Genomic DNA, 26,970 nt, shown 5'->3' on the forward strand with positions numbered 1-26,970 from the left:
TCAGCAAAAGTTCGATTTATTCAACAAAGCCTTTCGTCGTCCTGAGTTTGCCTGCGTACCTTTATTTAAAGATGAAATGGTACTGGTGGCAAGTCGCAAGCATCCGCGTATTTCCGGTCCGCTGATGGAAAATGATATTTATCAGGAGGAGCACGCCGTTGTTGCTCTTGATCGTTACGCATCATTTAGTCAGCCATGGTATGACACTGCGGATAAACAGTCTCGTATTGCCTATCAAGGCAACGCAATGGTTAGCGTATTAAACGTTGTTTCCCAAACCAATATGGTCGCTATCGCGCCGCGCTGGCTGGCCAGCGAGTTCGCCGATAAGCTGGATTTGCAAATATTACCTCTACCGTTGAAGGTCAATAGCCGTACCTGCTATCTCTCCTGGCATGAAGCGGCAGGCCGCGATAAAGGCCATCAGTGGATGGAAGAATTGCTGGTGAGTATCTGCCAGCGCTAAACTGTCGCAATACAAACGGGGGCTTCGGCTCCTGCTTTGTGTGACAAAAATCACTAAATGCAGAATTTTATTCTGTTTGCATTGTTCGGTAACCAACGCGGTCAGATAAAAAATGGATGATTTGCTGCTGTTGGTTATTTTCCCCGAGCATTGACTATCATATTTTCTTATCGCCGAAGTTTTTCACCGTGTTTTACCTGCGAATCTTTCTTTTATTCTTTTAATGCCGGTCAAGCGCCGACGCTCGCCAATTGCCTGCCCGTAAGCGAGCAGTTATGGTAACGGCATGCAGTCTATTCATCTCAATGCGAAGCTATTGCGCTTCGTCTTGTGCGAGCGCGCGGAAATCGGATTCCGCTGTCGTTAAAAACAATAAGCCGGGAGGCAAACCATGGAGATGTTGTCAGGAGCCGAAATGGTCGTCCAGTCGCTGGTCGATCAGGGCGTCAAGCAGGTGTTCGGTTATCCCGGGGGCGCGGTCCTCGATATCTATGATGCGTTACACACCCTTGGCGGAATCGATCACGTTCTGGTCCGTCATGAGCAAGCGGCCGTTCATATGGCGGATGGTCTTGCTCGCGCAACGGGCGAAGTCGGAGTGGTACTGGTGACCTCGGGCCCGGGGGCGACCAACGCCATCACCGGCATTGCGACGGCTTATATGGATTCCATCCCGCTGGTGATTCTTTCCGGCCAGGTCGCGACCTCCTTAATCGGTTACGATGCTTTCCAGGAGTGCGACATGGTTGGCATCTCCCGACCGGTGGTAAAGCACAGCTTTCTGGTTAAGCAAACCGAAGATATTCCCGGCGTACTGAAAAAAGCGTTTTGGCTGGCCGCCAGCGGGCGCCCTGGTCCGGTCGTCGTGGATTTACCGAAAGATATTCTCAACCCGGCTAAAAAACTGCCCTACAGCTGGCCGGATACGGTTAGCATGCGTTCTTATAATCCGACGACGTCCGGTCATAAAGGGCAGATTAAGCGAGCGCTGCAGACGCTGATAGCGGCAAAAAAACCGGTCGTTTATGTAGGGGGCGGGGCGATCAATGCGCAATGTGAACCGCAGCTATACGCGCTGGTTGAGAAACTGAAGTTACCGGTAGCTTCATCGCTGATGGGGCTGGGCGCTTTCCCTGCGTCGCACCAGCAGGCATTAGGGATGCTGGGCATGCATGGGACCTATGAAGCCAATATGACCATGCACAATTCCGACGTGATTTTCGCCGTTGGCGTGCGCTTTGACGATCGTACGACGAATAACCTGGCCCGCTACTGTCCGAACGCTACGGTGCTGCATATTGATATCGATCCGACTTCGATATCCAAAACCGTTCCTGCCGACGTGCCTATTGTGGGTGACGCTCGCCTGGTGCTGGAACAGATGCTGGAGCTGCTCGAACACGAGGAGACACAGCAGCCACTCGATGAAATTCGCGACTGGTGGCAGCAAATTGAACAGTGGCGCGCGCGTCACTGCCTGCAATACGACACGCAAAGCGGCAAGATTAAACCGCAGGCGGTTATTGAAACGATCTGGCGGCTGACTAACGGCGATGCGTACGTAACGTCCGACGTCGGTCAGCATCAGATGTTCGCCGCTCTCTATTATCCTTTCGATAAACCGCGGCGCTGGATCAACTCGGGTGGTCTGGGAACCATGGGGTTCGGCCTTCCTGCTGCGCTTGGCGTGAAGATGGCGCTGCCGGAAGAGACGGTCATTTGCGTCACCGGCGATGGCAGTATCCAGATGAATATCCAGGAGCTCTCCACCGCGCTGCAGTACGAGCTGCCGGTGCTGGTGCTGAACCTGAATAACCGCTACCTCGGGATGGTGAAGCAGTGGCAGGATATGCTCTATTCGGGCCGCCATTCGCAATCCTATATGGAGTCACTGCCTGATTTTGCCCGCGTAGCGGAAGCCTATGGCCATGTGGGCATTCGTATTAGCGACCCGCAGGAACTGGAAGCGAAACTCGCTGAGGCGCTGGCGCAGGTGCGTAACAATCGACTGGTTTTTGTCGATGTGACGGTTGATGGCAGTGAGCATGTATACCCTATGCAGATCCGCGGCGGCGGTATGGACGAGATGTGGCTGAGCAAAACGGAGAGGACCTGATTATGCGCCGGATATTATCAGTATTACTGGAGAACGAATCGGGTGCTTTATCCCGCGTGATCGGCCTCTTTTCCCAGCGTGGTTATAATATTGAAAGTCTGACGGTAGCGCCGACGGACGATCCGACGCTCTCCCGCATGACGATTCAAACCGTTGGTGATGAGAAAGCCATTGAGCAGATCGAAAAGCAGCTGCATAAGCTGGTCGACGTTCTGCGCGTTAACGAGCTTGGGCAAGGCGCGCACGTAGAGCGTGAAATTATGCTGGTGAAAGTGCAGGCGAGCGGCTATGGACGCGATGAGGTGAAGCGCAATACGGAAATCTTCCGCGGGCAAATTATCGATGTCACGCCGTCTATCTATACTGTTCAACTGGCGGGAACCAGCGACAAGCTGGATGCGTTTTTGGCTTCTCTGCGCGACGTGGCGCGAATTGTTGAAGTCGCCCGCTCGGGCGTGGTTGGTTTATCTCGCGGTGACAAAATCATGCGTTGAGCCCTGAAACTGACGTAAAAATAGCCCGACACAGCGTGCCGGGCTATTTTTTTGCGAATTCGGTGGGAACTGTGGACTAAAGCGGTTGCTGCGCTTACTTTTCTGCGCTTAGATGTTATAAAAACGAGCTCGTACCTGAAGAATGGTTATGTTCTGTACTTATTACCCAAGGGGCAATTGTGAAACTGGATGAAATCGCCCGGCTGGCCGGCGTCTCGCGAACGACCGCTAGCTATGTGATTAATGGTAAAGCGAAGCAGTATCGCGTTAGCGATAAAACTGTTGAAAAGGTGATGGCGGTCGTTCGTGAGCACAACTATCACCCCAACGCGGTTGCTGCAGGCTTGCGTGCAGGACGTACGCGTTCTATCGGTTTGGTTATCCCGGACCTGGAAAACACCAGCTATACGCGCATCGCTAATTACCTGGAGCGTCAGGCGCGCCAGCGCGGCTATCAGCTATTGATCGCTTGCTCCGAGGATCAGCCGGATAACGAAATGCGCTGTATTGAGCATCTGCTGCAGCGACAGGTCGACGCGATTATCGTTTCCACCTCATTACCGCCTGAACATCCGTTCTATCAGCGCTGGGCTAACGATCCTTTCCCGATTGTCGCCCTCGACCGCGCTCTCGATCGAGAACACTTCACCAGCGTAGTTGGTGCCGATCAGGATGATGCCGAAATGCTTGGTGCGGAGCTGCGTAAGTTTCCCGCTGAAACGGTGCTGTATCTCGGCGCTTTGCCGGAGCTTTCCGTGAGCTTCCTGCGCGAGCAGGGATTCCGTACGGCGTGGAAGGACGATCCCCGAGAGGTACATTTCCTCTATGCAAATAGCTATGAGCGAGAAGCCGCGGCCCAGCTTTTCGAAAAGTGGCTGGAAACTCATCCGATGCCTCAGGCGCTATTTACAACTTCATTTCCGTTACTGCAGGGGGTGATGGACGTTACGCTGCGCCGGGAAGGGAAGCTGCCTTCTGAACTGGCCATTGCCACTTTTGGCGATAACGAGCTGCTGGATTTCCTCCAGTGCCCCGTTTTGGCCGTGGCTCAGCGCCACCGCGATGTCGCGGAACGCGTGCTGGAGATCGTGCTCGCCAGCCTTGATGAACCGCGGAAGCCCAAACCGGGTTTAAGCCGCATACGGCGCAACCTTTATCGTCGCGGCAGCCTGAACCGTCGCTGAGCGCAATACCAGGATTATTCGTAGAAAATTCGCCAGACGGAGACGCGTCTGGCGATAATCTGGATAAATGACGTAAAAATTGCAGGGTTAAGGATCTTTCAGACAAATCCTTAATCTTCCTGACATCTCTTTTAATTCTATTCTTAGCGCCATTTATTTAGCGGTTTAATTAACCGATAAAAGGATTAGCGTATTTATTTGTATTATTTTGTTACATTCGGTGGGTGAGTTGCTGAATTAACACTCATTTCCTCACGCTTATGCTCGCCAAAAGCGCTGTACCCCGCAGTAAGAGAGCCTCCCCAATGAAAACTGGTGCTGTTAACGGTCATCAGAATGGCCTAAAATGCCGCTCGCGTCGCAAACTGACACTTTATATTTTCCCTCAGAAGATATTTTGCTGCTTTTAACTGTTACAAGTTTGTTGGTTGTTTTCTTACCGATATTCATAACGTTAATTTGCCTCGTTTGTTGGTTGATTTTTCCTCAGGGCGAATATCGGCTGTAAATAATGGGTTTTTGAGCTCTGTTGGCATTCGTGCTGGCTTGACAAGCTTTTCCTCCGCTCCGTAAACTCCTTCTTGTGGGAATTTGTGGGGTAAAGTGGCGAAAAGGGGTGAGGCTGGCATGTTCCGTGGGGCAACGTTAGTCAATCTCGACAGTAAAGGCCGTTTGGCCGTGCCGACGCGCTACCGCGACGGGCTGATCGAGGACGCTTCCGGTCAATTGGTGTGCACCATTGACATCCATCACCCATGCCTGCTGCTTTACCCTTTGCCTGAGTGGGAAATCATCGAGCAAAAATTATCGCGTTTATCGAGCATGAACCCCACCGAGCGGCGCGTACAGCGTTTGCTTTTGGGACATGCCAGCGAATGTCAGATGGATAGCGCCGGGAGGCTATTAATAGCCCCGGTGCTGCGGCAACATGCCGGGCTGACAAAAGAAGTGATGCTGGTCGGGCAGTTCAATAAGTTTGAGCTGTGGGATGAAACGACCTGGTATCAACGGGTCAAGGAAGATATCGACGCTGAGCAGTCCGCTTCCGGGGAACTGTCGGAGCGCCTGCAGGATTTGTCTTTGTAAAATGATGGAAAATTATAAACACACTACGGTACTTCTGGATGAAGCCGTTAACGGCCTGAATATTCGTCCTGACGGTATCTACATTGATGGTACCTTCGGCCGCGGCGGTCACTCGCGTCTGATCCTCTCCCAACTGGGAGCGGAGGGACGCCTGCTGGCGATAGATCGTGACCCACAGGCTATCGCCGTCGCGAAAACTATCGATGATCCCCGCTTTTCCATCGTTCATGGTCCATTTTCTCAGCTGGCCGACTATGTAGGCGAGCGCAACCTGACCGGCAAGATCGACGGTATTTTGCTCGATCTTGGCGTCTCCTCGCCGCAGCTGGATGACGCTGAACGCGGCTTTTCTTTTATGCGTGATGGCCCGCTGGATATGCGTATGGATCCGACGCGCGGCCAATCTGCCGCTGAATGGCTACAAACCGCCGACGAAGCCGATATCGCCTGGGTCATCAAAACTTTTGGTGAAGAGCGTTTTGGTAAACGTATTGCCCGCGCCATCGTCGAACGTAACCGCATCGAACCGATGACGCGCACCAAAGAGCTGGCGGAGGTCGTTGCGGCGGCAACGCCGGTGAAAGACAAATTCAAACATCCCGCGACCCGTACCTTCCAGGCGGTGCGCATTTGGGTAAACAGTGAACTGGAGGAGATAGAGCAGGCGCTAAAAAGCTCGCTCAGCGTGCTTGCCCCGGGCGGGCGGCTCTCAATTATTAGTTTCCACTCGCTGGAAGACCGTATTGTGAAGCGTTTTATGCGCGAGCAAAGCCGCGGTCCGCAGGTTCCGGCTGGGTTACCGATGACCGAAGAGCAGCTTAAAAAACTGGGCGGCCGTGAGCTAAGAGCATTAGGCAAGTTGATGCCGGGTGAAAAAGAGGTAGCTGAAAATCCTCGTGCCCGTAGTTCAGTTCTGCGTATTGCAGAGAGGACGAACGCATGATCGGCAGAGTGACAGAAGCCCTAAGCAAGGTTAAAGGGTCGATAGGAAGCAACGAGCGCCATGCTTTGCCTGGCGTGATCGGAGACGACCTTCTGCGGTTCGGGAAGCTGCCACTCTGCCTGTTCATTTGCATCATTATTACGGCGATTACGGTGGTGACAACGGCGCACCATACTCGCCTCTTAACGGCGCAGCGCGAACAACTGGTTCTGGAACGCGACGCGCTGGATATTGAATGGCGCAACCTGATCCTCGAAGAAAATGCTCTCGGCGATCACAGTCGGGTTGAGCGGATCGCGACCGAGAAGCTGCAGATGCAGCATGTCGATCCATCACAAGAAAATATCGTTGTACAGAAATAAGGATTATTGCGACGCATGAAAGCAGCGCCGAAAACGCCAAAAGCAAAACGTCAGGAAGAACAGGCCAACTTTATCAGTTGGCGTTTTGCGTTGCTGTGCGGCTGTATTCTGCTGGCGCTGGGCTTCCTGCTGGGCCGCGTGGCCTGGCTACAGGTGATTAGCCCGGACATGCTGGTACGCCAGGGCGATATGCGTTCTCTGCGCGTGCAGGAAGTTTCTACCGCGCGCGGAATGATAACCGATCGTTCCGGCCGTCCGCTGGCGGTGAGCGTACCGGTAAAAGCGATCTGGGCTGACCCGAAAGAGCTGCATGAAGCGGGCGGCGTCACCCTGGACAACCGCTGGAAGGCGCTGGCCGATGCGCTGAATATGCCGCTGGATCAGCTGGCATCGCGCATCAATACCAACCCACGGATGCGTTTCATCTACCTGGCGCGTCAGGTGAACCCCGATATGGCCGACTACATCCGTAAATTGAAGCTGCCGGGGATTCACCTGCGGGAAGAGTCCCGCCGCTACTATCCGTCGGGCGAAGTAACCGCTCACCTCATTGGCTTCACTAACGTTGATAGCCAGGGGATTGAGGGCGTTGAGAAGAGCTTCGATAAGTGGCTCACCGGCCAGCCCGGCGAGCGTATCGTACGTAAAGACCGCTATGGCCGGGTAATAGAAGATATTTCGTCCACCGATAGCCAGGCCGCGCATAACCTGGCGCTGAGCATCGATGAACGCCTCCAGGCGCTGGTTTATCGCGAACTGAACAATGCAGTGGCGTTCAACAAGGCGGAGTCAGGCACAGCGGTTCTGGTCGACGTCAACACCGGCGAAGTGCTGGCAATGGCTAACAGTCCTTCGTACAACCCGAATAATTTCGCCGGCACGTCTAAAGATACCATGCGTAACCGCGCCATTACCGACGTGTTTGAGCCGGGTTCAACGGTGAAGCCGATGGTGGTGATGACGGCCCTTCAGCGCGGCATTGTTAACGAAAATACCGTGCTGAATACCATTCCTTACCGAATTAACGGCCACGAAATCAAAGACGTGGCGCGCTACAGCGAATTGACCCTGACCGGGGTGCTACAGAAGTCGAGTAACGTCGGTGTTTCTAAGCTGGCGTTAGCGATGCCGTCCTCAGCGTTAGTAGATACTTACTCACGTTTTGGGCTTGGAAAAGCGACCAATTTGGGGTTGGTCGGAGAACGCAGTGGCTTATACCCTCAAAAACAACGGTGGTCTGACATAGAGAGGGCCACCTTTTCTTTCGGCTATGGGCTAATGGTAACGCCGTTACAGTTAGCGCGAGTCTACGCAACGATCGGCAGCTACGGCATCTATCGCCCGCTGTCGATTACCAAAGTTGATCCACCGGTTCCGGGCGAGCGCGTCTTCCCGGAATCACTCGTTCGTACCGTTGTTCACATGATGGAAAGCGTGGCGTTGCCCGGCGGCGGCGGCGTAAAGGCGGCGATCAAAGGCTATCGCATCGCCATTAAAACCGGTACGGCGAAAAAAGTAGGGCCGGATGGCCGCTACATCAACAAATATATTGCTTACACCGCAGGCGTTGCGCCCGCCAGCCATCCGCGCTTTGCGCTGGTGGTGGTGATCAACGATCCGCAGGCGGGCAAATACTACGGCGGCGCCGTTTCCGCGCCGGTCTTCGGTGCCATCATGGGCGGCGTGCTGCGTACCATGAACATTGAACCGGATGCGCTGGCAACGGCTGAAAAAAGTGAATTAGTGATTAATCAAGGCGAGGGAACAGGTGGCAGATCGTAATTTGCGCGACCTTCTCGCTCCGTGGGTGCCAAATGCGCCGGAGCGAATTCTGCGAGAAATGACGCTGGACAGCCGGGTGGCTGCTTCTGGCGATCTTTTTGTCGCGGTTTTAGGTCATCAGGCGGACGGGCGTCGTTATATCCCGCAGGCGATAGCGCAAGGTGTTGCTGCCATTATTGCTGAGGCCAAAGATGAGGCCCATGACGGCGAGATCCGTGAAATGCACGGGGTGCCGGTTATCTATCTCAGCCAACTCAACGAGCGCTTATCCGCGCTGGCCGGGCGTTTTTATCATCAGCCTTCAGAACAACTGCGCCTGGTGGGCGTCACCGGAACTAACGGTAAGACCACCACGACGCAACTGCTGGCGCAATGGGCGCAGCTGCTTGGCGAAACCAGTGCGGTAATGGGAACCGTAGGCAATGGCCTGCTGGGGAAAGTTATCCCAACGGAAAACACCACCGGTTCGGCTGTTGACGTTCAGCACATCCTTTCTGGCCTGGCAGGGCAGGGGGCAACGTTCGCCGCGATGGAAGTTTCCTCTCACGGCCTGGTGCAGCACCGCGTCGCCGCGCTGCAGTTTGCCGCGTCGGTCTTCACCAACCTGAGCCGCGATCACCTTGATTACCACGGTGATATGGAGCATTACGAAGCGGCAAAATGGCTGCTCTACTCAACTCACCATTGCGGTCAGGCGATTGTTAATGCGGACGATGAAGTCGGTCGCCGCTGGCTGGCGAAACTGCCGGATGCGGTTGCCGTATCGATGGAAGATCACATTAACCCGAACTGCCGTGGCCGCTGGCTCAAAGCCACTGCCGTGAACTATCACGACAGCGGCGCAACCGTTCAGTTTGCTTCCAGCTGGGGTAACGGCGAGATAGAAAGCCGCTTGATGGGCGCCTTTAATGTCAGCAATCTGCTGCTGGCGTTAGCCACCCTGCTGGCGCTGGGTTATCCGCTTGCCGATCTGCTGAAAACCGCCGCGCGCCTGCAGCCGGTATGCGGGCGTATGGAAGTGTTCGCCGCGCCGGGTAAACCGACCGTGGTCGTTGATTATGCCCACACGCCCGATGCGCTGGAAAAGGCGCTGCAGGCGGCGCGTCTGCACTGCAGCGGTAAGCTGTGGTGCGTATTCGGCTGCGGCGGGGATCGCGACAAAGGCAAGCGTCCGCTAATGGGCGCTATCGCCGAAGAGTTTGCCGATATTGTGGTTGTCACCGATGACAACCCGCGCACTGAAGAGCCGCGGGCGATTATTAACGATATTCTGGCCGGCATGCTGGACGCGGGCCATGCCAGAGCGGTGGAGGGGCGTGCGGAAGCGGTGACGAATGCAGTGATGCAGGCGAAAGAAAACGACGTCGTTCTGGTGGCGGGCAAAGGCCACGAGGACTATCAAATCGTCGGCAATCGCCGGCTCGATTATTCTGACCGCGTCACCGTGGCGCGTTTGCTGGGGACGGTAGCATGATTCGCTTGACTCTCAGCCAGCTCGCCGACATCACGCGCGGCGAGCTGCACGGCCGCGATGTGGCGATTGATGACGTCACCTCCGATACCCGTAAAGTCACGGCGGGCTGCCTGTTCGTGGCGCTAAAAGGCGAGCGTTTTGATGCTCACGATTTTGCCGAACAGGCGAAAGCTGCCGGCGCGGGCGCGCTGCTGGTCAGTCGTCAGCTGGCCTGCGATTTACCGCAGGTGGTGGTGAAGGATACGCGCCTCGCGTTCGGCGAACTGGCCGCATGGGTGCGTCAGCAGGTTCCGGCGCGCGTAGTCGCGCTGACCGGATCTTCCGGAAAAACCTCGGTCAAAGAGATGACCGCGGCGATTCTGAGCCAGTGCGGGAATACGCTCTATACCGCAGGTAACCTGAACAACGATATCGGCGTGCCGATGACGCTGCTGCGCCTCACCCAGGAACATGACTACGCGGTCATCGAGTTAGGCGCTAATCATCAGGGCGAAATTGCCTGGACCGTTAGCCTGACCCGCCCCGAAGCCGCGTTAGTGAATAACCTGGCCGCTGCCCACCTGGAAGGTTTTGGCTCTCTGGAAGGCGTGGCGAAAGCTAAAGGCGAAATTTACACCGGCCTGCCGCTCAACGGCATCGCGATTATGAACGCCGACAATAATGACTGGCTGAACTGGCAAAGCGTAATTGGCGAGCGTAAAACCTGGCGTTTTTCGCCGAATGCCGCCAACAGCGATTTCACGGCAACCAACGTTCACGTGACGTCGCATGGGACTGAATTTACCCTGCAAACCCCATCGGGCAGCGTTGATGTCCTGCTACCGCTCCCGGGGCGCCATAACATCGCTAATGCGCTGGCCGCAGCGGCGCTGTCAATGGCGGTTGGTGCGACGCATGAGGCGATCAAAGCGGGTCTGAAAGATCTGCAAGCAGTACCAGGGCGTTTATTCCCGATCCAACTGACCGACAGCCAGCTCCTGCTGGATGATTCCTATAACGCCAACGTTGGCTCGCTAACCGCCGCGGTACAGGTGCTGTCTGAGATGCCGGGCTATCGGGTACTGGTCGTCGGCGATATGGCTGAACTCGGCGCGGAAAGCCAGGCGTGCCATCGTCAAGTGGGCGAAGCGGCAAAAGCGGCCGGGCTCGATCGCGTACTGAGCGTCGGTACGCTGAGCGCAGAAATCAGCGGCGCCAGCGGAGTTGGCGAACATTTTAGCGAGAAGGCCGCGCTGGTGACTCGCCTGCGCGAGCTTACCGCAGAACATAAAATTATGACCATTTTAGTGAAAGGTTCACGTAGTGCCGCCATGGAAGTGGTAGTACGCGCATTACAGGAGAACGGAACATGTTAGTATGGCTGGCCGAACATTTGGTCAAATATTATTCAGGCTTTAACGTCTTTTCCTACCTGACGTTTCGCGCCATTGTCAGCCTGCTGACCGCGCTGTTCATCTCGCTGTGGATGGGCCCGCGCATGATCGCCCGTCTGCAAAAACTCTCCTTTGGCCAGGTTGTACGTAACGATGGCCCGGAATCTCACTTTAGTAAGCGCGGTACGCCAACCATGGGCGGGATCATGATCCTGACCGCCATTGTTGTCTCCGTTCTGCTGTGGGCTTACCCATCCAACCCCTACGTCTGGTGCGTACTGACGGTTCTCGTCGGCTACGGCATCATCGGCTTTGTCGATGACTATCGCAAAGTGGTGCGTAAAGATACCAAAGGTCTGATTGCTCGCTGGAAGTACTTCTGGATGTCGGTGATTGCGCTGGGCGTTGCCTTTGCGCTGTATATGGCAGGTAAAGATACGCCGGCGACTCAGCTGGTGGTGCCGTTCTTTAAAGACGTGATGCCGCAGCTGGGCCTGTTCTACGTCCTGCTGGCCTATTTTGTTATCGTTGGGACCGGTAATGCGGTCAACCTGACTGACGGCCTCGATGGGCTGGCGATTATGCCAACCGTATTCGTTGCCGCCGGCTTCGCGCTGGTGGCCTGGGCGACCGGTAACATGAACTTCGCCAACTACCTGCATATCCCTTATTTGCGTCACGCCGGTGAACTGGTGATCGTCTGTACCGCGATTGTTGGCGCGGGTCTGGGCTTCCTGTGGTTTAACACCTATCCGGCACAGGTCTTTATGGGCGATGTGGGTTCGCTGGCACTCGGCGGCGCGCTGGGTATTATCGCCGTGCTGCTGCGCCAGGAATTCCTGCTGGTGATTATGGGGGGCGTATTTGTGGTGGAAACGCTCTCGGTGATTCTGCAGGTCGGTTCCTTCAAGCTGCGCGGTCAGCGCATTTTCCGCATGGCGCCGATTCACCATCACTATGAACTGAAAGGCTGGCCGGAACCGCGCGTTATCGTGCGTTTCTGGATTATTTCGCTGATGCTGGTGCTGATTGGCCTGGCGACGCTGAAGGTACGTTAATCATGGCAGATTATCAGGGTAAAAAAGTCGTCATTATTGGGCTGGGTATGACCGGCCTGTCATGCGTGGACTTTTTCATGGCTCGCGGCGTGACGCCGCGGGTGATGGATACCCGCGTTGCGCCGGCGGGGCTGGATAAACTTCCGGAAGCTGTTGAGCGCTATGTTGGCGGTCTTAATGAAGACTGGCTGTTGACGGCAGACCTGATTGTCGCCAGTCCGGGTATCGCTCTGGCGCATCCTTCCCTGAGCGCCGCGGCAGATGCTGGGGTGGAAATTGTCGGTGATATCGAACTGTTTTGCCGCGAGGCGCAGGCGCCTGTCGTTGCGATCACCGGCTCTAACGGTAAAAGCACCGTGACTTCCCTCGTGGGAGAAATGGCGAAAGCAGCGGGTATGAACGTTGGCGTTGGGGGCAATATTGGCCTGCCGGCGCTGATGCTGCTGGATCCTGAACGCGAACTCTATGTTCTGGAGCTTTCAAGCTTCCAGCTGGAAACTACCTCCAGCCTGCGGGCGGTAGCGGCGACGATCCTGAACGTCACCGAAGATCATATGGACCGCTATCCGCTGGGGCTTCAGCAGTACCGCGCCGCCAAACTGCGAATTTACGAGAATGCGCGGGCCTGTATCGTCAATGCCGACGATGCGTTAACCATGCCGGTACGCGGCGCGGACGAGCGCTGCATCAGCTTCGGCGTTGACGTTGGCGACTATCACCTGAACCGCCAGCAGGGCGAAACCTGGCTGCGCGTCAAAGGCGAAAAAGTGCTTAACGTCAAAGAGATGAAGATTAGCGGCCAGCACAACTACAGTAACGCTCTTGCGGCCCTGGCCCTGGCTGACGCCGCGGGTTTGCCGCGCGCCAGCAGCCTGAAAGCGCTAACCACATTCGCCGGGCTGGCGCATCGTTTCCAACTGGTGCTGGAGCACAACGGCGTGCGCTGGATCAACGATTCTAAAGCCACCAACGTCGGCAGTACCGAAGCGGCGCTCAATGGGCTGCATCTTGATGGAACGCTCTATCTGCTGCTGGGCGGAGACGGGAAATCCGCTGATTTCACGCCGTTAAGCCGTTACCTGACCGGCGACAACATTCGCCTGTACTGCTTCGGACGCGACGGCGCGCAGCTGGCGGCGCTGCGCCCGGATGTCGCTGTGCAAACGGAAACGATGGAGCAGGCGATGCGCCAGATTGCGCCGCAGGTTGTCCCGGGCGATATGGTGCTGCTGTCTCCCGCGTGCGCCAGCCTCGATCAGTTTAAAAACTTTGAACAACGCGGCGACATCTTTGCTCGCCTCGCGAAGGAGTTAGGTTGATGCGTTTATCACTCCCGCGCCTGAAAATGCCACGGCTAAGACTGCCGCGTCTGCCGGGAATGTTTATTTTCGCATGGCTGTTCGCCGCGCTGAAAGGCTGGGTGATGGGCTCACGGCAAAAAGATACCGATAGCCTGGTGATGTATGACCGGATGCTGCTGTGGCTGACTTTTGGCCTGGCCGCAATCGGCTTCATCATGGTGACCTCGGCGTCGATGCCGGTAGGCCAGCGTCTGGCGAACGATCCGTTTCTGTTTGCCAAGCGCGATGGCTTATACATTCTGCTGGCGCTAGGGCTGGCGATGGTGACGCTGCGCCTGCCAATGGAGTTCTGGCAGCGCCACAGTACTGCAATGCTGATTGCTTCTATCGTCATGCTGCTGATTGTTCTGGTGGTCGGCAGCTCGGTTAACGGGGCCTCGCGCTGGATTGCGCTGGGGCCGCTGCGTATCCAGCCTGCGGAGTTCACCAAGCTGTCGCTGTTCTGCTATATCGCCAACTACCTTGTGCGTAAAGGCGACGAAGTGCGTAACAACCTGCGCGGCTTCTTAAAGCCGATGGGCGTGATTTTCGTGCTGGCGATTTTACTGCTGGCGCAGCCTGACCTCGGTACCGTTGTGGTGCTGTTTGTCACGACTCTGGCCATGCTGTTCCTTGCGGGGGCCAAGCTGTGGCAGTTTATCGCGATTATCGGGATGGGGCTTTCGGCAGTCGTACTGCTGATTCTGGCTGAACCGTACCGTATTCGCCGCGTGACCTCTTTCTGGAACCCGTGGGAAGATCCATTCGGCAGCGGCTACCAGCTCACCCAGTCGCTGATGGCCTTTGGCCGCGGTGAAATGTGGGGGCAGGGCCTGGGTAACTCGGTCCAGAAGCTCGAATATTTGCCCGAGGCGCACACCGATTTCATCTTCGCCATTATCGGTGAAGAACTCGGTTATATCGGTGTGGTACTCGCACTTTTAATGGTATTCTTCGTCGCTTTTCGCGCCATGTCCATTGGCCGCAAAGCGCTGGAGATTGACCACCGTTTCTCCGGTTTTCTGGCCTGCGCCATTGGGATCTGGTTCAGCTTTCAGGCGCTGGTTAACGTCGGCGCGGCAGCGGGAATGCTGCCAACTAAAGGCCTGACGCTGCCGCTGATCAGCTACGGTGGCTCGAGCCTGCTGATTATGTCGACGGCCATCATGTTGCTGTTACGAATTGATTATGAAACGCGTCTGGAAAAAGCCCAGGCGTTTACACGGGGTGTTCGATGAGCGGTCAGGAAAAGCGGTTAATGGTGATGGCGGGCGGTACCGGAGGACACGTGTTCCCGGGGCTGGCGGTTGCGCACCATTTAATGGACCAGGGCTGGCAGGTTCGCTGGCTGGGTACCGCGGATCGTATGGAAGCGGATTTAGTGCCGAAGAACGGCATTGAAATTGACTTCATTCAGATTTCCGGCCTGCGCGGCAAAGGCCTGAAGGCGCAGCTGCTGGCGCCGGTTAGGATATTCAACGCCTGGCGCCAGGCGCGGGCGATTATGCAGCGTTTTCAACCGGACGTGGTGCTGGGAATGGGCGGCTATGTGTCCGGCCCCGGCGGACTGGCGGCATGGTCGCTGGGGATCCCGGTGGTCCTGCATGAACAGAACGGAATTGCCGGTCTGACGAATAAGTGGCTGGCGAAAATTGCCAAAAAAGTGATGCAGGCATTCCCCGGCGCTTTCCCGCATGCCGATGTTGTGGGCAACCCGGTTCGCACCGATGTGCTGGCGCTCCCGCTGCCGGAACAGCGCTTAGTCGGGCGTCAGGGGCCAATTCGCGTATTGGTCGTCGGCGGTTCGCAGGGCGCTCGCGTGCTCAATCAGACGATGCCGCAGGTGGCGGCGAAGCTGGGCTCTACTGTCACCATCTGGCACCAGAGCGGTAAAGGTGGGCAGGGAACCGTACAGCGGGCCTATTCCGATGCCGGGCAGCCGCAGCACAAAGTGACCGAATTTATTGACGACATGGCGGCGGCTTACGCCTGGGCCGATGTTGTCGTGTGTCGTTCCGGGGCGCTGACGGTGAGCGAAATTGCCGCCGCGGGTTTACCGGCGCTGTTTGTGCCTTTCCAGCACAAAGATCGTCAGCAGTACTGGAATGCCCTGCCGTTAGAGAAGGCAGGAGCAGCGAAGATCCTCGAGCAGCCGCAGTTTACCGTGGATGCCGTCGCGCAAACCCTGGCGGGCTGGGATCGCGAAACGCTGCTGGATATGGCGGAGCGAGCGCGTAGAGCCTCGATTCCGGATGCTACCGAACGGGTAGCGGAAGAAGTGAGCGCCGCAGCACTGGCGCGCTAATCGCGGTGATGATCACCGTCCGAATAAAGAAGTTGATGGCGTAAAGAATGAATACACAAGATCTGGCAAAACTGCGTTCCATAGTGCCCGAGATGCGTCGCGTCCGGCACATTCACTTTGTTGGCATTGGCGGTGCCGGCATGGGCGGTATTGCCGAAGTTCTGGCCAATGAAGGTTATCAGATTAGCGGCTCCGACCTGGCGCCGAATCCGGTGACCCAACAGTTGACTCAGCTTGGCGCCACGATTTATTTCAATCATCGCCCTGAAAACGTGCGCGATGCGAGCGTTGTCGTGGTTTCCAGCGCGATTTCTGCGGATAACCCGGAAATCGTCGCCGCTCACGAAGCGCGTATTCCAGTTATTCGTCGCGCTGAAATGCTGGCGGAACTGATGCGTTTTCGCCACGGCATTGCCATTGCCGGCACGCACGGCAAAACCACAACTACGGCGATGGTCTCAAGTATTTATGCAGAGGCTGGACTTGATCCGACCTTCGTGAACGGTGGCCTGGTGAAAGCCGCTGGCGTGCATGCGCGCCTTGGACACAGCCGTTACCTGATTGCCGAAGCGGATGAAAGCGACGCCTCGTTCCTGCATTTACAGCCGATGGTCGCTATCGTGACCAATATCGAAGCCGATCATATGGATACCTACCACGGCGACTTCGAAAACCTGAAGCAGACGTTTATCAACTTCCTGCATAACCTGCCGTTCTATGGACGCGCGGTGATGTGCGTGGACGATCCGGTGATTCGCGAGCTGCTGCCGCGCGTTGGTCGCCAGCTTACCACCTACGGTTTTAGCGATGATGCTGACGTTCGCGTGGAAGAGTATCGTCAGGTCGGCGCTCAGGGGCATTTCCGCCTGGTCCGTCAGGATAAAGACGTCATTCAGGTGACGCTGAACGCACCGGGTCGCCACAACGCGCTTAACGCAGCGGCAGCGGTGGCCGTTGCGACGGAAGAGGGCATTGATGATGAAGCGATCCTGCGCGCGCTGGAAAGCTTCCAGGGTACCGGGCGTCGTTTTGATTTCCTCGGCGAATATCCGTTAGCTGAGGTTAACGGTAAAACGGGAACCGCGATGCTGATCGATGATTATGGCCACCATCCTACGGAAGTGGATGCCACTATCAAAGCGGCGCGAGCGGGCTGGCCGGATAAAAATCTGGTGATGTTGTTTCAGCCGCACCGTTTTACCCGTACGCGCGACCTGTACGACGATTTTGCCAACGTACTGACCCAGGTTGATGCTCTGCTGATGCTGGACGTTTATTCTGCTGGCGAAGCCGCCATTCCTGGCGCTGATAGCCGCTCGCTGTGCCGTACGATTCGCGGCCGCGGAAAAGTCGACCCGATTCTGGTTTCCGATCCGGCGCAAGCGGCAGAGATGCTGGCATCAGTATTGACCGGCAACGATCTGGTGCTGGTGCAGGGGGCGGGAAATATCGGTAAAATCGCCCGTCACCTGGCGGAAATCAAATTGCAACCGCAAAAAACGCAGGAGGAGCGCCATGGCTGATAAAATCGCGGTCCTCTTTGGCGGAACCTCCGCTGAACGTGAAGTCTCTCTCAATTCAGGTTCTGCGGTGCTCGCCGGCCTGCGTGAAGCCGGCGTTGATGCGCACCCGGTCGACCCGCGCGACGTTGATATTACCCAATTGAAAAACATGGGCTTTAAGAAAGCGTTTATTGCCTTGCATGGTCGCGGCGGTGAAGATGGTACGTTGCAGGGGCTGCTGGAGTTGATTCAACTTCCCTACACCGGTAGCGGGGTGATGGCTTCAGCGATCTCAATGGATAAGCTGCGCAGCAAATTACTGTGGCAGGGCGCCGGACTGCCGGTTGCGCCGTGGGTTGCGCTAACCCGTAAACAGTTCGAGGCAGGGCTTTCTGCTGACGTTGAACAGCAACTCCTGGCTCTCGGACTGCCGCTGATTGTTAAGCCGAGCCGGGAAGGCTCCAGCGTCGGTATGTCAAAAGTCAGCGAAAGTTGCGCATTACAAAATGCACTGGCGCTGGCTTTTCAGCATGATGATGAAGTTCTGATTGAAAAATGGCTCAGTGGCCCGGAATTTACCGTCGCTATGGTCGGAGAAGAAATTTTGCCGTCAATACGTATCCAGGCGGCTGGAACCTTCTATGATTATGAAGCAAAGTATCTCTCTGATGAGACGCAATATTTCTGCCCAGGCTTCGAAGATCCCGCGCGTGAGTCAGAAATCCAGGCTCTGGTGCAAAAAGCCTGGGATAGCCTTGGTTGCAAGGGATGGGGAAGAATTGACGTGATGCTGGACAGCGATGGCCAGTTTTATCTGCTGGAAGCTAACACCTCTCCTGGCATGACCAGCCACAGCCTGGTGCCGATGGCGGCGCGTCAGGCAGGGATGAGCTTCTCGCAGCTTGTTGTACGAATTCTGGACCTGGCGGGGTGATATGTCGCAGGCTGCGCTGAATACGCGGAACCACGAAGAGGAAGAAGAATCTTCTTCGCGTCGAAGTAATGGCTCTCGTCTGGCAGGTATTTTCTTCCTGCTGGCGGTGCTCTGTACCGTGCTGGTCAGCGGTTGGATGGTTCTGGGCTGGATGGAAGATGCACAGCGGTTACCGCTGTCGAAGATGGTCGTCACCGGAGAGCGTCACTACACGCGCAACGATGATATCCGTCAGGCGATACTGGCATTGGGGTCGCCGGGCACCTTTATGACTCAGGACGTCAATATTATTCAAAGCCAGATTGAACGCCTGCCGTGGATTAAGCAGGCGAGCGTCAGAAAGCAATGGCCGGACGAATTGAAGATTCATCTGGTTGAATATGTGCCGATTGCGCGCTGGAATGATCAGCATATGGTAGACGTCGAAGGCAATTCTTTCAGCGTGCCGTCAGATCGCACCAGTAAACAGAATTTACCGATGTTATACGGCCCGGAAGGTAGTGAGAACGAAGTTCTTCAGGGGTACCGTGACATGGGGCAGGTGCTGGCAAAGGATAAATTCACGTTGAAAGTGGCGGCAATGACCGCGCGTCGCTCCTGGCAATTGACGCTTAATAACGATATTAAGCTCAATCTTGGCCGAGGCGACACCATGAAACGGCTTCAGCGCTTTATGGAACTCTACCCGGTTCTTCAGCAGCAGGCGCAGACCGACGGCAAACGGATAAGCTACGTTGATTTGCGTTATGACTCGGGAGCGGCAGTCGGTTGGGTACCGGTTCCCGCAGAGGAAACTAATCAACAACAGAATCAGGCACAGGCAGAACAACAATGATCAAGGCGACGGACAGAAAACTGGTAGTTGGACTGGAGATTGGCACCGCTAAGGTTGCCGCTTTAGTAGGGGAAGTTCTGCCCGACGGTATGATTAATATCATTGGCGTGGGCAGTTGCCCATCGCGTGGTATGGATAAAGGCGGAGTGAACGACCTGGAATCCGTGGTGAAATGCGTACAGCGCGCCATTGACCAGGCCGAACTGATGGCGGATTGCCAGATCTCGTCAGTCTATCTGGCGCTTTCAGGCAAGCATATCAGCTGTCAAAATGAAATTGGTATGGTGCCGATTTCTGAAGAAGAAGTCACTCAGGATGACGTCGAGAACGTGGTGCATACCGCCAAATCGGTTCGCGTGCGCGATGAACACCGCGTTCTGCACGTTATTCCGCAAGAGTACGCTATTGACTACCAGGAGGGGATAAAAAACCCCGTCGGCCTGTCTGGCGTACGTATGCAGGCAAAAGTGCATTTGATTACCTGCCATAACGATATGGCGAAAAATATTGTCAAAGCGGTGGAGCGCTGCGGTCTGAAAGTCGACCAGCTCATTTTCGCTGGTTTAGCCGCCAGCTATTCCGTTTTAACGGAAGATGAACGTGAACTGGGTGTCTGCGTGGTGGATATCGGCGGTGGTACAATGGATATCGCGGTGTATACCGGCGGCGCGCTGCGTCATACCAAAGTGATCCCTTATGCGGGGAACGTTGTGACCAGCGATATTGCTTACGCTTTCGGTACGCCGCCGAGCGATGCCGAAGCCATTAAAGTGCGCCACGGCTGCGCGCTGGGCTCCATCGTTGGTAAAGATGAAAACGTCGAAGTGCCGAGCGTGGGTGGGCGTCCACCCCGCAGCCTGCAGCGTCAGACTCTGGCAGAGGTTATTGAGCCGCGTTATACCGAATTGCTCAACCTCGTGAATGAAGAGATTCTGCAACTGCAGGAACAGCTTCGTCAGCAGGGCGTCAAGCATCATCTGGCGGCAGGGATTGTATTAACCGGCGGTGCGGCGCAAATTGAAGGGCTTGCCGCCTGTGCGCAGCGCGTGTTTCACACGCAGGTGCGAATTGGCGCGCCGCTGAACATTACCGGATTAACGGATTATGCCCAGGAACCGTATTACTCGACGGCGGTTGGGCTGCTGCACTACGGGAAGGAATCTCATCTCAGTGGTGAAGCAGAAGTGGAAAAACGCGTAACGGTCGGGTCGTGGATCAAACGACTCAACAGTTGGTTGCGAAAAGAGTTTTAATTTTTTAAGAGAACGCAGAAAATTAGCGTTCTCAGGCGACAGGCACAACGGAGAGAGAAATTATGTTTGAACCTATGGAACTGACCAACGACGCGGTGATTAAAGTCATCGGCGTCGGTGGCGGCGGCGGTAACGCCGTTGAGCACATGGTGCGCGAGCGCATTGAGGGTGTTGAATTTTTCGCGGTGAACACCGACGCGCAGGCACTGCGCAAAACGGCTGTTGGCCAGACTATCCAGATCGGCAGCGGTATTACCAAGGGGCTGGGCGCAGGCGCAAACCCGGAAGTGGGCCGTAACGCAGCGGATGAAGACCGTGAAGCGCTGCGTGCCGCTCTTGATGGCGCCGACATGGTGTTTATCGCAGCAGGTATGGGCGGCGGGACCGGAACCGGTGCTGCGCCCGTGGTTGCTGAAGTCGCCAAAGATTTAGGCATCCTGACCGTTGCCGTCGTGACTAAGCCGTTCAATTTTGAAGGCAAGAAGCGTATGGCATTCGCCGAGCAGGGTATCACCGAGCTGTCCAAGCACGTGGATTCTCTGATCACCATCCCGAACGATAAGCTGCTGAAAGTTCTGGGGCGCGGTATTTCGCTGCTTGACGCCTTCGGTGCGGCTAACGACGTGCTGAAAGGCGCGGTGCAGGGTATCGCTGAACTGATTACGCGCCCAGGCCTGATGAACGTCGACTTTGCGGACGTACGTACCGTGATGTCTGAAATGGGCTATGCGATGATGGGCTCCGGCGTAGCGAGCGGTGAAGACCGTGCGGAAGAAGCGGCTGAAATGGCTATCTCTTCCCCGCTGCTGGAAGATATCGATCTGTCCGGCGCCCGCGGCGTCCTGGTTAACATCACCGCTGGCTTCGATCTGCGTCTCGATGAGTTCGAAACCGTGGGTAACACGATCCGTGCATTTGCTTCGGATAACGCGACCGTGGTTATCGGTACCTCTCTGGACCCGGATATGAACGACGAACTGCGCGTAACCGTGGTTGCCACCGGTATCGGTATGGACAAACGTCCGGAAATTACCCTGGTCACCAACAAGCAGGTTCAGCAGCCGGTGATGGATCGTTACCAGCAGCACGGCATGTCCCCACTGAATCAAGAGCAGAAACCGGTTTCGAAAGTGGTAAACGACAATACGCCGCAAACCGCAAAAGAGCCGGATTATCTGGATATTCCAGCCTTCCTGCGTAAGCAAGCCGATTAAGAATTGGCTGGAAGTTGGGCATCTGCGCTCTTTGTGCTAAACTGGCCTGCCGAATGTATAGTACACTTCGGTTGGATAGGTAACTTGGCGAGATTATACGATGATCAAACAAAGGACTCTTAAACGTATCGTTCAGGCGACTGGCGTCGGTTTGCATACCGGCAAGAAAGTCACCCTGACGTTACGCCCTGCGCCGGCAAATACCGGGGTCATCTATCGTCGCACCGACTTGAATCCACCGGTTGATTTTCCGGCTGATGCCAAATCTGTGCGTGATACCATGCTCTGTACTTGCCTGGTCAACGAGCATGACGTGCGGATATCGACGGTTGAGCACCTTAATGCTGCCCTGGCTGGCTTAGGTATCGACAACATTATTATTGAAGTCGATGCCCCGGAAGTCCCGATTATGGACGGTAGTGCGGCTCCGTTCGTTTATCTGTTGCTGGATGCCGGCATCGATGAACTGAACTGCGCTAAGAAATTTGTGCGTATCAAAGAGACCGTTCGCGTCGAAGATGGCGATAAATGGGCTGAATTCAAACCGTATAATGGTTTTTCACTGGACTTCACCATTGATTTTAACCATCCGGCGATTGACTCCAGCAGCCAGCGCTACGCAATGAACTTCTCGGCCGATGCGTTTATGCGCCAGATTAGCCGTGCGCGTACCTTTGGTTTCATGCGCGATATCGAATATCTGCAGTCCCGCGGCCTGTGCCTGGGCGGCAGCTTCGATTGTGCCATCGTTGTTGACGATTATCGCGTACTGAACGAAGACGGTTTGCGCTTTGAAGACGAATTTGTCCGTCATAAAATGCTGGATGCGATTGGCGACCTGTTTATGTGCGGTCACAATATTATCGGTGCATTTACGGCGTACAAGTCCGGTCATGCGTTGAATAACAAACTGCTGCAGGCTGTTCTGGCAAAACAGGAAGCCTGGGAGTATGTGACCTTCGAGGACGACGCAGAGATGCCGCTGGCGTTCCGCGCGCCGACACTGGTTCTGGCATAAGCCAGATCCTGTAGTAAATTCGACTGGTAACCTGGTACTCTCTCCGGCCAGGGAACCAGTCGTTTTCTTTTTGCGTTTCCGCTGCATCCAGCTTCCAGTTTTACCCGTCTTTACTGCGCGTTCGTTCCTTTTTTAGACGTTTTTACCCCGCCCGAGCCCTCATTCCTGCTGCCGTGATGGCGTATTAATGTTAGTATTTGGACGCAAAATATTTCTCAGGGTTGTTACCAACAAAAGGTAAGTTAAGTGAGTGGATTGCTGACGCGCTGGCGACAGTTTGGCAGAAGGTATTTCTGGCCGCATCTCCTGTTGGGGATGGTCGCGGCTAGCCTTGGCCTGCCTGCGCTTAGCAACGGCCATGAGCATGAGACCGCGTCGCCGGCAAAAACAACTTCCAGCAACCACAACCCTGCTAAAGTCAATTTTTCTCAGCTCGCGCTACTGGAATCTTCCAGTCGTCGGCCAAATTTTACCGTTGATTACTGGCATCAGCATGCCATTCGTACGGTCATCCGCCATCTCTCTTTTGCGATGGCGCCGCAGGCGCTGCCGGTAGCTGAGGAGTCTTCACCACTCCAGGCGCAGCATCTCGCGCTCCTCGATACGCTTAGCGCGCTGTTGACGCAGGAGAGTAAACCTCCGGTCATCGTTCACCTGGTGGCATACAATCCCACCTTCTCCCAATGTGCGTTTCGCGTCTGTACCTGGATAAGCCAGGTTACGGGCATACGCGCCGGGCCTCAACGTCTCAGCTGAAACAAATACGGACCATTCCATTTTTTGTGACTCCGCACTGCGGGGCGTTTGAGATTTTATTATGCTAATCAAATTATTAACTAAAGTATTCGGTAGCCGTAACGACCGTACGCTGCGTCGTATGCGCAAAGCCGTCAACGTTATCAACGCCATGGAACCGGCCATGGAAAAACTTTCCGATGACGAACTGAAAGCGAAAACCGCTGAGTTCCGCGCGCGTCTGGAAAAAGGTGAAAGCCTTGAGAGCCTGATCCCGGAAGCCTTTGCCGTTGTACGTGAGGCCAGTAAGCGCGTCTTCGGCATGCGTCACTTTGACGTTCAGCTGCTGGGCGGCATGGTCCTCAACGAGCGCTGCATTGCGGAAATGCGCACTGGTGAAGGTAAAACCCTGACCGCCACCTTACCAGCATATCTTAATGCGCTGACCGGCAAAGGTGTTCACGTGGTCACCGTCAACGACTATCTGGCGCAGCGTGATGCGGAGAACAACCGTCCGCTGTTTGAGTTCCTCGGTATGAGCGTTGGGATTAACATGTCTGGCCTGCCTGCGCCAGCCAAGCGCGAAGCCTACGCCGCCGATATTACTTACGGCACCAACAACGAATATGGCTTTGACTATCTGCGCGACAACATGGCGTTCAGCCCTGAAGAACGCGTACAGCGCAAACTGCACTATGCGCTGGTGGATGAAGTCGACTCCATCCTCATCGATGAAGCACGTACTCCGCTTATCATTTCTGGCCCGGCTGAAGACAGTTCGGAAATGTATAAGAAAGTGAACAAAATCATCCCGCATCTGATCCGCCAGGAAAAAGAAGACTCCGAGACCTTTACCGGCGAAGGGCATTTCTCCGTTGATGAGAAAGCGCGCCAGGTCAACCTGACCGAACGCGGCCTGGTGCTGATTGAAGAGCTGCTGGTCAATGAAGGCATTATGGATGAAGGCGAGTCGCTGTACTCTCCGACCAATATCATGCTGATGCACCACGTGACCGCCGCGCTGCGCGCGCACGTGCTGTTTACCCGTGATGTTGACTATATCGTTAAAGATGGCGAAGTTATCATCGTCGACGAGCATACCGGCCGTACAATGCAGGGACGTCGCTGGTCTGATGGCCTGCACCAGGCGGTTGAAGCGAAAGAAGGCGTTGAGATTCAAAACGAGAACCAGACGCTGGCTTCAATTACCTTCCAGAACTATTTCCGCCTGTACGAGAAGCTGGCAGGGATGACCGGTACCGCCGATACCGAAGCGTTTGAATTTAGCTCGATCTACAAGCTGGATACCGTTGTGGTTCCGACCAACCGCCCGATGATTCGTAAAGACATGGCGGACCTGGTTTATATGACCGAAGCGGAAAAAATTCAGGCCATTATCGAAGATATTAAAGAGCGTACCGCTGCGGGTCAGCCGGTGCTGGTGGGTACCATTTCAATCGAAAAATCAGAAGTGGTCTCCAAAGAATTGACGAAAGCGGGCATCAAGCACAACGTGCTGAATGCGAAATTTCACGCCAGCGAAGCGGACATCGTTGCTCAGGCGGGCTACCCATCAGCAGTGACTATTGCGACCAACATGGCGGGCCGTGGTACTGATATCATGCTCGGCGGCAGCTGGCAGGCGGAAGTCGCCCAGCTGGAAGACCCGACGCCGGAACAGATTGCTCAGATCAAAGCCGACTGGCAGGTTCGCCACGATGCGGTGTTGGCCGCCGGCGGTCTGCATATCATCGGGACCGAGCGCCATGAATCTCGCCGTATCGATAACCAGCTGCGCGGCCGTTCAGGTCGTCAGGGGGATGCGGGTTCTTCCCGTTTCTATCTGTCGATGGAAGATGCCCTGATGCGCATCTTCGCGTCTGACCGCGTGTCCGGCATGATGCGTAAACTGGGTATGAAGCCGGGTGAGGCTATCGAGCATCCTTGGGTGACCAAGGCGATTGCCAATGCCCAGCGTAAAGTCGAGAGCCGCAACTTCGATATCCGTAAGCAGCTGCTGGAATATGATGACGTGGCCAACGACCAGCGTCGCGCTATTTACACCCAGCGTAATGAACTGCTCGACGTGACCGACGTGAGCGAAACGATTAACAGCATTCGTGAAGACGTATTTAAAGCCACTATCGATGCCCATATTCCTCCGCAGTCGCTGGAAGAAATGTGGGATGTGGAAGGACTGCAGGAGCGTCTGAAAAATGACTTCGACCTCGATCTGCCGCTCAAAGAGTGGCTGGATAAAGAACCGGAGCTGCATGAAGAAACGCTGCGCGAGCGCATTCTGCAGAGCGCCATTGAAACCTATCAGCGTAAGGAAGAAGTGGTTGGCGCTGAGATGATGCGTCACTTCGAAAAAGGCGTCATGCTGCAAACGCTGGACTCACTGTGGAAAGAGCACCTGGCGGCGATGGACTACCTGCGCCAGGGTATCCATCTGCGCGGCTATGCGCAGAAAGATCCGAAGCAGGAATATAAGCGTGAATCCTTCTCTATGTTTGCTGCAATGCTGGAATCACTAAAATACGAAGTGATCAGCACGCTGAGCAAAGTTCAGGTGCGGATGCCGGAAGAGGTGGAAGCGATGGAGCAGCAGCGTCGTGAAGACGCTGAGCGTCTGGCGCAGATGCAACAGCTGAGCCATCAGGACGATGAGAGCGCAGCTGCGGCCGCGCTGGCTGAACAAACCGGCGAGCGTAAAGTGGGCCGTAACGATCCTTGTCCGTGCGGCTCTGGTAAAAAATATAAGCAGTGCCACGGTCGTCTGAGCTAAGCTCAACAACGTTGAATACAAGGGCGCAGATATCTGCGCCTTTTTTATGGAAGAAGCACAATGAAAACACTACAGATTTCCGTCGGTATTATCCGCAATGCGCGAGGCGAAATTTTCATCACCCAGCGAGCTGCCGACGCGCATATGGCGAATAAGCTTGAATTTCCTGGTGGGAAAATTGAAGAGGGCGAGTCGTCAGAGCAGGCCTTAGTGCGTGAACTACAGGAAGAAGTGGGTATTACAGTGAGAGCTTCCAGCCTGTTCGATAAGCTGGAGTATCAGTTTCCCGACCGTCATATAACGCTGTGGTTCTGGCTGGTGGAAAGCTGGGATGGCGAGCCGTGGGGGAAAGAGGGGCAGCCAGGGCGCTGGATAGCGCAAAGCGCGCTCGTCGCCGAAGATTTTCCTCCGGCAAATGAACCCGTGATAGCAAAACTAGCGGGCGGGAGGTAAGCCGGACCGGGCGAGACCGCGATCCGGCAAGGTATCTTTGGGCTAGCCCGGTTTTACTCTTTATCCTCACTCCAGCCATCGCTATCTGACAGATCGCTGCTGCTCGGGATGCGTTTCTCTTCCGCTGCCCATTCGCCTAAATCAATGAGCTGACAGCGTTTGGAGCAGAACGGACGATGTGGACTCTGCTCATTCCAGATCACAATTTTGCCGCAGGTTGGGCAATTAACGGTTATCTCTTCTGACATTTTCGCT

Annotated in this window: 24 protein-coding genes; 23 read left to right on the forward strand and 1 reads right to left on the reverse strand. The window is 55.4% G+C overall.

Features of this window, described 5'->3' with window-relative positions; translation table 11 throughout:
• From HMPREF3178_RS19450 to mutT, 23 genes are all read left to right on the forward strand, one after another.
• A partial coding sequence (locus tag HMPREF3178_RS19450; protein ID WP_267283657.1) for a LysR substrate-binding domain-containing protein occupies positions 1-466 on the forward strand: 466 nt, incomplete at its 5' end.
• Between the two features lie 391 nt (positions 467-857).
• Positions 858-2,582 carry an acetolactate synthase 3 large subunit gene (ilvI, locus tag HMPREF3178_RS19455; protein ID WP_004108124.1) on the forward strand — a complete coding sequence of 575 codons (1,725 nt, stop codon included), beginning with the start codon at positions 858-860 and terminating at the stop codon, positions 2,580-2,582.
• A gap of 2 nt (positions 2,583-2,584) precedes the next feature.
• Entirely contained in the window at positions 2,585-3,076 is a 492-nt protein-coding gene (gene ilvN, locus HMPREF3178_RS19460) for an acetolactate synthase small subunit (RefSeq protein WP_004098573.1), read from the forward strand.
• 179 nt (positions 3,077-3,255) lie between these two features.
• Positions 3,256-4,260, forward strand: a complete 1,005-nt coding sequence (cra, locus tag HMPREF3178_RS19465; protein ID WP_004098577.1) for a catabolite repressor/activator — start codon at positions 3,256-3,258, stop codon at positions 4,258-4,260.
• A 627-nt stretch (positions 4,261-4,887) separates the two neighbouring features.
• A complete protein-coding gene (gene mraZ / locus HMPREF3178_RS19470) occupies positions 4,888-5,346 on the forward strand; it encodes a division/cell wall cluster transcriptional repressor MraZ (protein ID WP_004108122.1) in 459 nt (152 codons plus the stop codon).
• Position 5,347: 1 nt separating this feature from the next.
• Positions 5,348-6,289, forward strand: coding sequence for a 16S rRNA (cytosine(1402)-N(4))-methyltransferase RsmH (rsmH, locus tag HMPREF3178_RS19475; protein ID WP_004108121.1), 942 nt, complete (start codon positions 5,348-5,350; stop codon positions 6,287-6,289).
• Positions 6,286-6,651: a cell division protein FtsL gene (gene ftsL, locus HMPREF3178_RS19480; RefSeq protein WP_002888550.1), complete on the forward strand. Its 366-nt coding sequence runs from the start codon at positions 6,286-6,288 to the stop codon at positions 6,649-6,651. The genes rsmH and ftsL overlap by 4 nt, the downstream gene beginning before the upstream one ends.
• Positions 6,652-6,666: 15 nt before the next feature.
• On the forward strand, positions 6,667-8,433 hold the full coding sequence (locus HMPREF3178_RS19485; protein WP_004098582.1) for a peptidoglycan glycosyltransferase FtsI: 1,767 nt from the start codon (positions 6,667-6,669) through the stop codon (positions 8,431-8,433).
• Positions 8,420-9,907, forward strand: a complete 1,488-nt coding sequence (gene murE, locus HMPREF3178_RS19490) for a UDP-N-acetylmuramoyl-L-alanyl-D-glutamate--2,6-diaminopimelate ligase (protein WP_017144999.1) — start codon at positions 8,420-8,422, stop codon at positions 9,905-9,907. The genes HMPREF3178_RS19485 and murE overlap by 14 nt, the downstream gene beginning before the upstream one ends.
• Positions 9,904-11,262, forward strand: a complete 1,359-nt coding sequence (gene murF / locus HMPREF3178_RS19495) for a UDP-N-acetylmuramoyl-tripeptide--D-alanyl-D-alanine ligase (RefSeq protein ID WP_016807521.1) — start codon at positions 9,904-9,906, stop codon at positions 11,260-11,262. Before murE ends, murF begins: the two co-directional genes overlap by 4 nt.
• On the forward strand, positions 11,256-12,338 hold the full coding sequence (gene mraY / locus HMPREF3178_RS19500; protein ID WP_004098585.1) for a phospho-N-acetylmuramoyl-pentapeptide-transferase: 1,083 nt from the start codon (positions 11,256-11,258) through the stop codon (positions 12,336-12,338). Before murF ends, mraY begins: the two co-directional genes overlap by 7 nt.
• A 2-nt stretch (positions 12,339-12,340) precedes the next feature.
• Positions 12,341-13,657: a UDP-N-acetylmuramoyl-L-alanine--D-glutamate ligase gene (gene murD, locus HMPREF3178_RS19505; RefSeq protein ID WP_017144998.1), complete on the forward strand. Its 1,317-nt coding sequence runs from the start codon at positions 12,341-12,343 to the stop codon at positions 13,655-13,657.
• On the forward strand, positions 13,657-14,916 hold the full coding sequence (gene ftsW / locus HMPREF3178_RS19510) for a cell division protein FtsW (RefSeq protein ID WP_004098587.1): 1,260 nt from the start codon (positions 13,657-13,659) through the stop codon (positions 14,914-14,916). Before murD ends, ftsW begins: the two co-directional genes overlap by 1 nt.
• On the forward strand, positions 14,913-15,983 hold the full coding sequence (murG, locus tag HMPREF3178_RS19515; RefSeq protein WP_016807523.1) for an undecaprenyldiphospho-muramoylpentapeptide beta-N-acetylglucosaminyltransferase: 1,071 nt from the start codon (positions 14,913-14,915) through the stop codon (positions 15,981-15,983). The genes ftsW and murG overlap by 4 nt, the downstream gene beginning before the upstream one ends.
• 47 nt (positions 15,984-16,030) lie before the next feature.
• Entirely contained in the window at positions 16,031-17,506 is a 1,476-nt protein-coding gene (gene murC, locus HMPREF3178_RS19520; protein WP_004108115.1) for a UDP-N-acetylmuramate--L-alanine ligase, read from the forward strand.
• The gene (locus tag HMPREF3178_RS19525; RefSeq protein WP_004108113.1) at positions 17,499-18,419 is read left to right on the forward strand and encodes a D-alanine--D-alanine ligase; all 921 of its coding nucleotides are present in this window, start codon (positions 17,499-17,501) and stop codon (positions 18,417-18,419) included. Before murC ends, HMPREF3178_RS19525 begins: the two co-directional genes overlap by 8 nt.
• A 1-nt stretch (position 18,420) precedes the next feature.
• Complete coding sequence (gene ftsQ, locus HMPREF3178_RS19530; protein WP_004108112.1) at positions 18,421-19,254, forward strand: cell division protein FtsQ; 834 nt, start codon at positions 18,421-18,423, stop codon at positions 19,252-19,254.
• On the forward strand, positions 19,251-20,507 hold the full coding sequence (ftsA, locus tag HMPREF3178_RS19535) for a cell division protein FtsA (protein ID WP_004098594.1): 1,257 nt from the start codon (positions 19,251-19,253) through the stop codon (positions 20,505-20,507). Before ftsQ ends, ftsA begins: the two co-directional genes overlap by 4 nt.
• Positions 20,508-20,569: 62 nt before the next feature.
• Complete coding sequence (gene ftsZ, locus HMPREF3178_RS19540) at positions 20,570-21,721, forward strand: cell division protein FtsZ (RefSeq protein ID WP_004108111.1); 1,152 nt, start codon at positions 20,570-20,572, stop codon at positions 21,719-21,721.
• Between the two features lie 100 nt (positions 21,722-21,821).
• Complete coding sequence (lpxC, locus tag HMPREF3178_RS19545) at positions 21,822-22,739, forward strand: UDP-3-O-acyl-N-acetylglucosamine deacetylase (RefSeq protein WP_004098599.1); 918 nt, start codon at positions 21,822-21,824, stop codon at positions 22,737-22,739.
• Between the two features lie 246 nt (positions 22,740-22,985).
• Positions 22,986-23,495 carry a secA translation cis-regulator SecM gene (gene secM, locus HMPREF3178_RS19550; protein WP_004108110.1) on the forward strand — a complete coding sequence of 170 codons (510 nt, stop codon included), beginning with the start codon at positions 22,986-22,988 and terminating at the stop codon, positions 23,493-23,495.
• Between the two features lie 61 nt (positions 23,496-23,556).
• Positions 23,557-26,262: a preprotein translocase subunit SecA gene (gene secA / locus HMPREF3178_RS19555; protein WP_004108109.1), complete on the forward strand. Its 2,706-nt coding sequence runs from the start codon at positions 23,557-23,559 to the stop codon at positions 26,260-26,262.
• A gap of 60 nt (positions 26,263-26,322) precedes the next feature.
• Positions 26,323-26,715 carry an 8-oxo-dGTP diphosphatase MutT gene (mutT, locus tag HMPREF3178_RS19560; protein WP_004108107.1) on the forward strand — a complete coding sequence of 131 codons (393 nt, stop codon included), beginning with the start codon at positions 26,323-26,325 and terminating at the stop codon, positions 26,713-26,715.
• A 53-nt stretch (positions 26,716-26,768) separates the two neighbouring features.
• Here mutT and yacG read toward each other — a convergent pair whose 3' ends face one another.
• A complete protein-coding gene (yacG, locus tag HMPREF3178_RS19565) occupies positions 26,769-26,963 on the reverse strand; it encodes a DNA gyrase inhibitor YacG (protein WP_004108106.1) in 195 nt (64 codons plus the stop codon).
• Positions 26,964-26,970 lie beyond the last annotated feature (7 nt).

It is taken from the genome of Klebsiella sp. HMSC09D12 (assembly GCF_001808475.1).
Taxonomy (GTDB): domain Bacteria; phylum Pseudomonadota; class Gammaproteobacteria; order Enterobacterales; family Enterobacteriaceae; genus Klebsiella; species Klebsiella oxytoca.